Genomic DNA, 11,350 nt, shown 5'->3' with positions numbered 1-11,350 from the left:
CCACCAAGATCACACCATGAGTGGACTCCGAGAAGCCCGCCTCGCAAGTTGCCGATGGCGATGCTGACTTGCAACTGGCCAGCGGATAGCTGTACCAGGGCCGATGCTTCTCCGTGACTGACGGGCATGCGGTGGTCCTGGGACGAGAGTTACTTCAGCGAGAGAACTACGTACGACAAAGAAGCGCTTGTGCAAGAACTTGTACATCAACTAAAGTCTGCTCGGTAGTGCAGTGCTCCAACCCGAAGTCGGACCAGAGGAGTCGTCCGCATGAGTGTGTCTCTTTCTCCCTGGGCGACCGAGGTGTTCGGCAAGCAGGCGCTGGCAGTTCGAGCGGGTGTTGGCCAGGCACTACGGAACATGCAGGCCAACGCGCAGGCTGCACAGGAGCAGGCGGAATCGCGTACCAATCACACGTACGGCTCGGCCCGGTGGCAGGGGCAGTTCGAGCGGGTGTGGGAGGAGCTGAAGGATCTACCGGGAGCCACTCCCGTGAAGCCGTTCGGGTTCCCGTTCGAGCTGATGGTGGTCGGGAACGGTCTGCTCTATCCGTTCCTCTACTCGAAGACCTTGTCGGACGTGCGCACGGCGCGCATTCCGCGTGAGTCCCGTTTGGTGAAGGAGCTGTTCACGTTCGCACCCGACCCGGCTGAGGTGCAGGGCGCGTTCGACTTCGAGGGCTTCGACGAAAGCGGTCAGGTAGTGGAGCCGCGCGGTGGTCTCGCATCTGTGCCACGAGGCACCCGTCTGATTCTTGTTCCCTTCGCCTGCAATGCCTCCGAACTCCTGGAGGCGTACTGGGGCATTGCGGCGCTGGGTGCTGAGCGGCGCCTGGTGTGGGAGACCGCCCCTGAGCCCCTCGCCCTGCCTGACACTGTCACATCCCACGGACAGCACCTGAGGAGCATCCCCAAGCAGGCCACGGCGTCCGAGCGAGAACTGACCAGCTTCGACGGCGGAGCAGAGCCGACCCTTACGCTGTCGTCGCGTGCGAACGTTGATCAACAGCGCGACGTTCCGCCGCTGACAGAAGCAGAGCCGGCCGACGACCAGACCAGCGAAGATGATGCGAACCAATAAGCAAGACCTCATCCCGGGCCTGGAGGAGCGGGGCACCACGCCCCGTGCCATCTCGGACGGCTTTGATCCCGCTCGGCTGACACAGGCACGTCGGCTGGCCGAGAAGACGAAGAAGGACGTCGCGAATGCCCTCGGGGTGACCCCGGCGGCGGTGGGCCAGTACGAGACAGGGGTGTCCCGCCCTCGCCCGGACCTCATCCCCCGTCTTGCCGAAACGCTCGGCGTACCGGCCACGTTCTTCCTGGTAGGCCGTCCAGTAAACCGGCTCGACGCCTCTATGGCCCACTTCCGTAGCTTGCGAAGCACGCCGAAGTCCCAGAGGGAACGAGCTCTCGCCTTTGCCGAACAGGTATGGGAACTCACTTACGCCCTGGAACGGCGGATTCAGCTGCCCCTGGTGAACCTGCCCGGTTTCGCCGGGGGCGAGGTCCACCCCGGAGCCGAACTGCCCACGAATCCTGCTGGGGCAGCACAAGAGCTCCGTCGCCGTTGGGGCATGGGCGACGGACCCGTCACCCACCTCGTCCGACGCATGGAGTCCCACGGCATCGTCGTCGTGATGCCTCCGGCATCCGACCCCTCGGCCGCCACCGTGGACGCCTTCTCCACCCGAGCGGCACGGCCCCTCGTGGTCCTCACAGCCAACCGAGCCGACGACGTCTACCGCCATCGCTTCACCGCTGCCCACGAACTCGGGCACCTCGTACTCCACGGCGATGCCACTGGAGACAGCCGTCAGGAGAAGGAAGCCGACGCCTTCGCCGCCGAGTTCCTCACTCCCCAAGACAGCGTCCTTCCCCTCTTGCCCAAGCGGATGGACCTCGCACGACTGGCCGAACTCAGGCAGGTCTGGGGTGTCTCCATCCACTCACTCGTCTACCGATGCCGTGAACTTGGGCTCATTTCCGACGCTACAACCAGCCGCACGTACCAACGTCTGCGTGCACTGGATGGCCAGCCTGGGTTCATCCCCGAGTCGGTCTTGAACTACCCCGGTGAGCAGCCGTCTCTGCTGCGCCAAGCCTTCGAGCTGGCCAGAAAGGAAGCGAACTTGTCGGTGGTCAGTCTGGCCCATGAGCTGGCCTGGACGACTGAGCGTGTCCGAGAGTTGCTCGATGTCCAGGAACAGCGCCCGGTTCTACGGCTCGTGCAATAGCGGCTCCTGCGGTGATCGGTGCACTGCAGGTCGGACAGGATCCCGCCCGCCGCCTTAAGCCAGCTGCCTCACCGGTCGCCTCGACTTAGCTTGGGAGCAATTCCTCCGAGGCTCATCAGTGTGCGGATGGCAAGTTGGGCGCGTGTTTCGCTCCGAAAACCACTGCTTGTCAAGAGCCTCGATCTCGTCTCGCTGTCAGTGGCAGCGGTGGCATCATGCTGTCGGTGACGTGCAAGATTCGCCTGTCCGCAGCTGGGGTTCATCTGTTTGACCGCGTCTCAGGGATGAACGTGCTGCTCGACGAGGTGCCTGTTCCCGCTGAGCAGTTCTCCCGTGCTCCGCGATACCTGTCCATCGCGCTGACCAACGCCTGCGAACTCCACTGCGCCTACTGCTACGCGCCCAAGCACGCCGCCGTGCTCGACAGAGAGCGTGTACTCGCGTGGGCGGTCGAACTCGATGCTGCCGGGTGCCTCGGCGTCGGCTTCGGAGGCGGGGAACCGACCGCGTACCGAAGGTTCGTCCAGCTGTGTTCGGACATAGCCCACTCCACGTCTATGGCGGTGACCTTCACGACCCATGGGCACCGGCTCACACCCGAACTAGTCGAATCCCTGCGCGGGGCTGTGCACTTCGTCCGTCTGTCAGTCGACGGGGTCGAAGCCACCTACGAGCGGCTCCGCGGCCGACCGTTCGCGGCCGTGGTCCAGGCGGCCGGGTTGCTTAGCTCTCTCGCTCCGTTCGGCATCAACGCTGTCATCAATGCCGACACGGTCGGCGAACTGGATGACCTCGCCGAGTTCGCCGACAGGGTCGGCGCGTCCGAACTCCTGCTTCTTCCCGAGCAGCCGACCGCGGCAAGTCCCGGTATCAGCGACGCCGACGCGGAGCGTCTTGTCGAATGGGCCGCGACCGCCAGGAACAAGGTTCGGCTCGCGATCTCCCGTACCGGCCTCGAAGCCGCGCTGCCCACGGCGGAGGCCGTCCCAGGTGAGCGCCCCCTCGACGCGCACATGCATGTCGACGCGACCGGCGTCCTGCGCCCTCACGCCTATGCGCCCACGGGATTGTCAGTCGAGGGCTCCATCATGGAAGCCGTGCAGGCGTTGAGGGAGGCACGATGAGGATCTGGAACGGCTACGGCTCGGAGCACTCGATGGACCTGGTCTTGATCGGCCGATTTCAGACGGTCACCGGTGCCAAGGCAGCGGAGGAGCGCATGGAGGCTCTCAAGGCTCTTGCCGAGGACGCGTGGTCCGATGACGACTGGCAGAGCCCTGGCGAGCGCATGCCTCGCGAACTGGGCGAAGCACTCGCCGAAATGAAGTTGTACGACATGGGGAGGTACGACGTCGACGTCTTCGCCCTTGACCACACCGTCACCCGCACCGGAGAGACAGTCCGGATCTGGACCGACGAGTCCGACGTCCAGGGATTCCTGAAGGCACTTCTCCACTACGGCGCGAAAATCGAGATCTTCTCCCGTCACGAATGGGACGAGGACACGATCACTCGGTCGGATGCAAGCACTCGGAGCGACAGTGGATCTGACTGATCTGGAACGTCTGCCCGGCGCCGCCGACCGGAACTTTGAAGCGCTCACACGGGCCATCGTCTCCCGTCGTTACGGCGCGCTGGGCACGATGCGGGAGCGCCGCAACCAGCCTGGCGTCGAGTTCTACCTGCACGTCGACCACGCCGGTGCTCTCGGCGCCCCCGGCCGCGTCTGGGGTTGGTCGTGCAAGTGGTTCATCCTCAACAGCAAGAATGAACTCAGCGCAGGCCAGCGCAAGCAGATCGAGGACTCGCTCTCTAAAGCAATCGAGCACGTCGTAGGGCTGACCGACTTTGTGCTCTGCCTTCCAGAGCGGCCTGCCAAGGGGGACGAGGAATGGATCAACGGACTCGGTCAGCAGGGGGTCAGTGTCAAACTCTGGTCCACCGAGAACTACGACGACCAGCTCGCGGGACACGACGAGCTCCGCTCCACCTTCTTCGGTGAACTCGCCCTCACCGCAGACGTACTGGCACAAGCCCACAAGCGATCTGTGGCACCCGTCGAGGCACGGTGGACGCCACGGCTGCATACCTCCCACCATGTGGAGCATCGCATCGACCGGGCCTTGCTGCGCCCGGCGTCGTTCGAGTGGCTTCAGCAGCGCACCGACGACATCGCAGCCCGGATCCACGCACTGCGCGCAGCCATCGCCGACCTCGACAACACCTTCCGCCAAGACGCCGTAGAGATTACCGACGACCTAGACCGGTTCGTCGACGACCTGCGGGAGGTCCTTGACGCCGGAAGGAGTCTACGGCCCTGGGAGATCCGTGAGCGCCTTGCCGAACAGCGGCCGCCGACAACCTCTCCCCGAACGCTGCGACGCCTGGTGCTCAAACTGAGGCAGCGTCGCCTGCCCGAGGCGCTGCTGGTTACCGGTCTCGGTGCGGAGATCCGCGACATCGTCCAGTGGCTGCACGACACACGGGCGGACACCGAAGCCCCCCTGCTCGCCGTCATCGCCGCCGCGGGACAGGGCAAGACGCACCTTGCCGCGCAGATGACCTCACCGAACGACCAGCCCACGGCAGGAGTCTTCATCCAGGGCGGGAACCTGCGCGCTGGCGGAACCCTCGACGACCTCGCGCGAAGGATCCCCGGACTTAAGGTCGACTATTTCGAGGACCTGCTGGAAGCTCTCAACTCAGCTGGTAACCGCGCCGGCTGCCGGATTCCGTTGATCATCGACGGCCTGAACGAGGCCGAACGGCCCTCAGAATGGAGGGCACTGCTCGCCGGATTGGCACCTGCCCTGGGCGCCTACCCTCATGTGGCGCTGATCGTCACCCTCCGCGAGGCGCTCGCCGACCAGGCCCTCCCGAAGGACACGGTGCCCCTGGAACTGGAGTGGCAGCGCGCGGAAGTCGACGACATCCTCCGCGTTTACTTCCGTCACTACCTGATCAACCCGGCCGACGCCTGGCTACCGATGGGAGAGTTTCATAACCCGCTCTTCGTCCGCATGTACTGCGAGGCTGCAAACCACGACCGTCGAGTGCCGGTGGGCGTGGAGGCGCTGCCTCAGTCCCTCATCGGCGTCTTCGAGTTGTACCGCGAGGGCGTGGTACAGCGGCTGGCCCAGGATCCGGCCCGCATCCCGGTCCCGGCAGACCAGATCCGGCGCCGCCTCACGGCTCTGGCGAGGCACATGTGGACGCATGACGTCCGTCGGCTTCCGTTCGACGAAGCGCGAAGCATCCTCGACGCTGACCAGCCGAACTGGGACGAAAGCCTGTTCCGGCGCCTGGTAGAGGAGGGAGTGATCTTCCGCGAGGAGATCAGAGGTTCCGACGACGCTGAGTGCGGCTTCGTTTTTGACCGCCTCGCCGGATACTTGATCGCCGACGCGATTCTGGTGCGCATTCCCCCCGCGGACGTCAACGAGCAGCTCGCAGAGGTGGCTCTCTGGCAGTCCCTCCTGGGCGACCAAGCGCACCCCCTCGGCGAGGACATCCTCATCGCTCTAACCTCACTGCTGCCACGCCGCTTTACCCGGCACCACCTGTGGCGTGTCGCCCCTGATGAGCACCGTTCGTTGGTGCTCGCCCAGGAACTCACCACCGAGTCGGACTTCCTCGACAACGAGACCGTCGACGCGCTCGCAACCGCGCTCCTTACCGCGCATCCCGGCAAGAGGAAGGGCAGACCAGCGTTCGGCCGTCTGTGGGAGATCCGCAGGTCTGCTCCGCACCGCCTGAATGCCGCATTCCTTGACCGCGTCCTGCGCCAGTTGCCCCTTCCTAAACGTGACCTACGCTGGACCGAATGGGCTCGAGGCCAGGCTCCAGGCCGGCTGACGTCGGACCTGGAACGAGCGATCGACAGGTGGTCCGGAAGTAGCAATCGCGCAGAGAGCGACGACCTTGACGCGCTGGCCATCGCCTGGCTACTGACTTCCACGGACACAAGCCTGCGGGACCTGGCGACGAAAGCCCTCCAGCGCTACGGTCGGCCAGAACCCAAGCGGCTGTTCGACCTCGCCGCCCGGATGCTCGACGTCGACGACCCTTACGTCGTCGAACGCATCGTTGCCGCAGCGTTCGGAGCCGCTGGCACCCACCAAATGCCCGATCCTGGCGGACCGCTCGAACGCGCGCTGGGGGATTGGCTGATGCAGATGCGCGACCGCTTCCTGGACGGCGGGAACACACCCACCTCGCACGAGCAACTGCGCGGCTACGTACGGGCCACCTATGAATTCGCTGGCGCTCTGCACCCCGCTGCCGTCCCGGATGGGGTCGATGCCTTCGCACCGAGGTTCGCCGCCCCGGCGCCCGCTGAGGTGATGGAGGACGAAGACCCCAACGCCGGCGAGTGCGACCGCACCTTCGGCATCGACTTCGAGAACTACATCATCGGGGCTGCCATCAACGGCAGGGACAACTACGACTTTGACCACCCCGACTACCGCAGGGCCCGCGCCGAGGTGATGGCTCGGGTCTGGGAACTGGGCTGGCGCGCGAATGAATTCGGCATCGTCGACCAGTCCATTGCCGCGGACGCCGAGCGGCCATACGGCACCAAAAGGAGGGTAGAACGGTACGGCAAGAAGTACGGCTGGATCGCCTACCACGAAATGGTCGGCCGCCTCGTGGACGATGGCCGCGCACCAGCGCCTCTCGGGGACGCAGAACGCTTGATGCCCGACATCGACCCGACCTTCCCTGACAGGCCCTCGGTAGCACCCATGCCCCTTCCGGTGTGGGCACCCGTGGAGCCCACCGACGACCAGACCTGGCTCACCTCGGGGACAGTGGCCGTCCCGGACCATCTGTGGTCACCCGAGGAGATCCACGGAGTGGACGACGGCTGGCTTCTGGTCGAGGGATATCTGGACCACCGCCACGATGGGCGGACGGTGTTCGGGTTCTTCCGCACCCTCTTGCTGAAGCCGGAGGACGTGGAACCAGCTCGGCAGCTCGCCAGCGAGCGCCAGTATCCGGGAAACCATTTCTTCCCTCCGCTGCCGATGATCCGCGACGTGCTGGCCGCTGAGATGCCTTGGAACCCCCGATTCGATCTGACATTCGACGACGATGCTTCGGGCGCCTTCCCATATCGAGCGCTGCGTGGCGACCGGCAGGACGACGGCATCGGGTTCGGCCAGGTCGCCGTGGACTTCTCCCCCGACAGCACTTCGGAGATCGGGCTGGGCGGGGGCTACGACGTGCCGTCGTTCGAGTTCGCTACCAGGTTCGACCTGCGCCAACTGCCTGGCACTGTGGACCTCGTGGGCCTGGATGGCCGACGAGCCTCGGCAGTCGTCCGCGCGGACAAGCCCTGGGGCGGCCACCTACTCTTCCTGCGCCGCGATCTCGTCGAGGACTTCGCTGGTGATCGCCGGATCATGCAAGTGGCCTGGGGCGAGCGCGAGGTGGCTGCCGACTGGAACTCTGTTCCTTCCTGGATGCGCGCGGTGCACCGTAGCTACGCGCATGTGTGGCGCCACATCCGAATCCTCGGGGCGGATCACTGCAGCGCAGAAGACTAATGGGCTGTAGACCATCGTGCCTCCTATTTCGGATCGAACGTGCTGGTCAGCGGTCCCTTCTGCGTGAGCGATGCGTGAGCGGACGGTGCGGCAGGAGCCATCCTGACGTGGACCGCACCCCACTACGAACCTGTTCTGACCTGGTGGTTCCGGACACCGAGTCAGCGTCCGGAACCACCCGGCAAGATCCCGCCAGGACTTGTAATGCGTAGGTCGTCGGTTCGAATCCGACAGGGGGCTCCGTGGAAAACCTCAGGTCAGGCCTCTGACCTGAGGTTTCTTGTTTCGGGTGACCTGGGAATCCGGGCTGATCGGGTACCTGTGGGCTACGCATCGCAATGCGTGGGTCCGGGGTCGACTGCCAGTGGGCGTTTCGGTTCGCAGAGCTGTGACCTGGACCTTTGCCCCGTTCCGCCGGTCGGCTTCGGTCTGTCGGAGTTGGCGTGGTGGCCATGCCGTGGCCGAGCGTGCAGCGGTTGTGCGGATGGGTTCCGATCGGCCGTGCGGTCGCAGGCGCACTTGGGGTCGCAGGGTTGTGGCGTCCGGACAATCCCGCGATCGATGCGCTCCGCCTGGGGTGTGATCGACAACCCGCTCCAAGGACGGCTCCGCCCGAGCCGGGCCTGCCGTCGGCCGCTGACCCGACGAAACGCCAGGCCTCGGCGGCTCACCCGTCGTCGGTGGTCGGGCGCACCACCGCACCCGGCGACAGGCCTTCCTGTGCTGTGAGGGCGGTGAGTGCGTCGCGCAGGCCGGCGCGGGCGGTGACGCCGAGTTTGGGGAACACGTTGTAGAGGTGTCCGCTGACCGTGCGGGCGGACAGGTGGAGCCGTTCGCCGATCGCCTTGTTCGTCAGGCCCGAGGCCGCGAGCGTGGCTATCTGCAACTCCTGCGGAGTGAGCCCGATGTCCGTCGAGCCTGTCTGGCGCCGGGATACGCCGGTCGCTCCCAGTTCGGTTCGGGCGCGCTCGGCCCACGGTGCGGCCCGCAGCCGGTCGAAGATCGTCAGCGCGGCGTTGATGTGGATGCGTGATTCGACGGTGGCCCGTTCCCGGCGCAGGTGTTCGCCGTAGGCCAGCAGGACGCGTCCGCGTTCGAAGGGCCACAGGTTCTCGGGCGCCGCTGCGAGGGCCCGTTCGAAGTGGGTGCTCGCTACCTCTCCCTCGGACACCAGGCCCTGTGCCGCGGCCACGAGCATTGCCCAGCGGGTGGAGATCTTCGTGATGTTCATCCGCAGCATCGCTTCGACGAACCCCCGGGCCTGTTCGGTGCGGCCGGTGCGGACGGCGGCCTCGATCTGGTCGTAGGCGACGAAGAGTTGGAGTTGGCGGGCGGTGCCCGGTTCCAGTCCGTGTGGGCTGATCCTGGCCGCTTCTGTGTACGCCGTCTCGAAGTCGCCGCGGCCGATCGCCGCGAGGGTTCGTACGCGGTACACGTGCTGCGGGACGATGAAGGCCTGGCGCGGGATCGACCAGGCCAGCATTGCCTCCAGCGGTTCCTCGGCCTCGTCCTGCTGCCCCAGCGCGGCTGCGGCGAGGGCCCTGCTGTAGTGCAGGAACCAGACGAAGTTGACGTATCCGTAGGACTCGGCGCGCTCCAGTCCCTCTTCCGCGAAGCGCTGGGTGTCGTCCCATCGGCCGGCGAGGTAGCTCTCCGCGCACAGCAGCATGAGCGCGTTGGTGACGGAGGCGACGGCCCCCGTGCGGGCGGCGTCCTGCCAGACGCGCAGCAACGGCTCGCGCAGGTCGGCGAGGCGGTCGACGTCGTTGGCGACATAGCCGACGCGGATGATCTGGCTGGGGTCGAGCTCGGTCGTCAGGGTCGCGATCTCCTGGTCCAGGGTGTGCAGTGCCTCGGGAGAGACGAGGGCCGGATTGGACACGACCTCGGAGCGGACGAGCAGGCCCTCGGGCAGCAAGTCGCGGTACTTGTCGACCAGTTCGAGGTAGGGGTCCCACATCTCCTTGCGCCCGTTGAGCGAGGCGATCACCGAGAGGACCCAGATCGCGGCGTTGATCTCCTCCGCGGTCGGCTCCGCCCCGGGGGCCCGCAGGGCCGTGGTGAGCACCCGAAAGGCCGAGACGACGTCCGCGTCGGAATACAGCATGAGCGAGGCCGCGGCCGAAGCCGTCGCCAGCGAGCCGACGTTGGCGTCCAGGCGGCGCGCATCGGTGAGCAGCTGCGAGACCGACTGGAGGTCTCCCATCACCTCGGCCGCGAAGTACGCGGCCCCGGCCAGGCGTTGTGACCGGTGCTCGGGATCCGGGCTCAGGTCGGCCGAGCGTGTCATCGCCGCCACCGCCGCGGAGGGGTCTCCGCGTTTGAGGGCCTGGATCGACTCGTGCTGGAGGAGGGTGGCCACCTCCTCGTCGGGGCCGTAGGAGGCGTCGGCGAGGTGCCAGGCGCGGCGTCCGGGATCGGCGCGTCGGCAGCCGGCGAGTGCCCGGTGGGCCCTGCGCCGTTGCTCGGGACGGGCCAGTTCTACGACGGCGGAGCGCACCAGTGGGTGGCGGAAGACGATCGAGTGGCGGCTGTCGACGACGATGATCCGCTCGCGTTCGGCGATGTCGAGGTGGTCGGCGGCATCGGGTCCCACCACGCTCTCGGCGGACAGTGCCTGGCCCGAACCGTCCAGGGCGAGCAGCAGGAGCAGGTCCCGGGTTTCCGGTGCGAGCGCGGTGATCCGGGCGGTGAAGATCCGGGTGAGCCGTTCGGTCAGCGGCAGCACGGCGGGAAGCATGTCCGCCGTGGGGTACCGGTCCGAGGCCAGCGTCGCGGGCAGTTCTACCAGGGCGAGCGGGTTTCCCTGGGCCTCGGAGACGATGCGCCGGCGCACGTGTTCGGCCAGGTCCGGGTAGCGGGCGAGGAGGAGGGCCTCGGACTCGGCGTCGTCCAGGGAACGCATGGTGAGGCTGTTGACGTCGCCGCGAGCGCGCAGGGGCTCCCCGGTCGTACGGACTGTCGAGAGCACCCGCACTCGGGTTCCGGCGACCCGCCGGGCCACGAAGGACAGGACGTCGGCGCTGGCGTCGTCGAGCCACTGGGCGTCGTCGACGATGGCGACCAGAGGTTGTTCCTCTGCGGCGAGCAGGAGCAGTGACAGAGCTGCGGTCGAGATGAGGATGCGTGAGGGGGTCGCGCCTTCGCCGAAGCCCAGTGCCACCCGCAGAGCGCTCTCGTGGTCCGGGCCGAGTTCCGCGAACAGCGGGACCAGCGGTACCAGTAGCTGGTTGAGGCCGGCGAACGCGATGTTGGCCTCGAACTGGGCGCCGGCCGCCCGCAGCGTCCTCATACCCCGGGCGCCGGCGAGATCGGCGGCGGCGTCGAGCAGGGCGGACTTTCCCACACCGGGATCACCGAACAGGGTCAGCGAGCCGCCGAGCCGGGCGGTGTCGTCGATCACCGCTCGGATGAGGTCCAGTTCGCTGGACCGGCCGGTCAGGCCGGTCGCGACGCCCTGGCCTTCGGTGCCCAGGTGCTCTGCGCTCATGAGGAGGCGCCTCTTTCTCCTGTCAGTCCCGACTCTATTCGACGCCGCACCGCACTGCGTCTTTCCCTTCTCCAG

Annotated in this window: 6 protein-coding genes; 5 read left to right on the top strand and 1 reads right to left on the bottom strand. The window is 66.6% G+C overall.

The window, feature by feature from the left end; all coding sequences use genetic code 11:
* Window positions 1-270 precede the first annotated feature (270 nt).
* The 5 genes from OG223_RS24355 (at window position 271) to OG223_RS24335 (ending at window position 7,785) form a co-directional block, all read left to right on the top strand.
* Window positions 271-1,080, top strand: a complete 810-nt coding sequence (locus OG223_RS24355; protein ID WP_329252438.1) for a hypothetical protein — start codon at window positions 271-273, stop codon at window positions 1,078-1,080.
* Window positions 1,064-2,236, top strand: coding sequence for a helix-turn-helix domain-containing protein (locus OG223_RS24350; protein WP_329252435.1), 1,173 nt, complete (start codon window positions 1,064-1,066; stop codon window positions 2,234-2,236). Before OG223_RS24355 ends, OG223_RS24350 begins: the two co-directional genes overlap by 17 nt.
* A gap of 215 nt (window positions 2,237-2,451) precedes the next feature.
* Entirely contained in the window at window positions 2,452-3,360 is a 909-nt protein-coding gene (locus tag OG223_RS24345; RefSeq protein ID WP_329252433.1) for a radical SAM protein, read from the top strand.
* Complete coding sequence (locus tag OG223_RS24340; protein WP_329252430.1) at window positions 3,357-3,791, top strand: DUF6375 family protein; 435 nt, start codon at window positions 3,357-3,359, stop codon at window positions 3,789-3,791. The genes OG223_RS24345 and OG223_RS24340 overlap by 4 nt, the downstream gene beginning before the upstream one ends.
* Window positions 3,778-7,785, top strand: a complete 4,008-nt coding sequence (locus OG223_RS24335; protein WP_329252427.1) for an NACHT domain-containing protein — start codon at window positions 3,778-3,780, stop codon at window positions 7,783-7,785. The genes OG223_RS24340 and OG223_RS24335 overlap by 14 nt, the downstream gene beginning before the upstream one ends.
* Before the next feature lie 667 nt (window positions 7,786-8,452).
* Here the strand turns inward: OG223_RS24335 and OG223_RS24330 are convergent.
* Complete coding sequence (locus OG223_RS24330) at window positions 8,453-11,275, bottom strand: AAA family ATPase (protein ID WP_329252425.1); 2,823 nt, start codon at window positions 11,273-11,275, stop codon at window positions 8,453-8,455.
* Window positions 11,276-11,350: the final 75 nt, after the last annotated feature.

Source organism: Streptomyces sp. NBC_01478, assembly GCF_036227225.1.
GTDB lineage: Bacteria > Actinomycetota > Actinomycetes > Streptomycetales > Streptomycetaceae > Streptomyces.
Note: the sequence above shows the minus strand (reverse complement) of the source record. Positions and strands in the feature narration are given on the sequence as shown.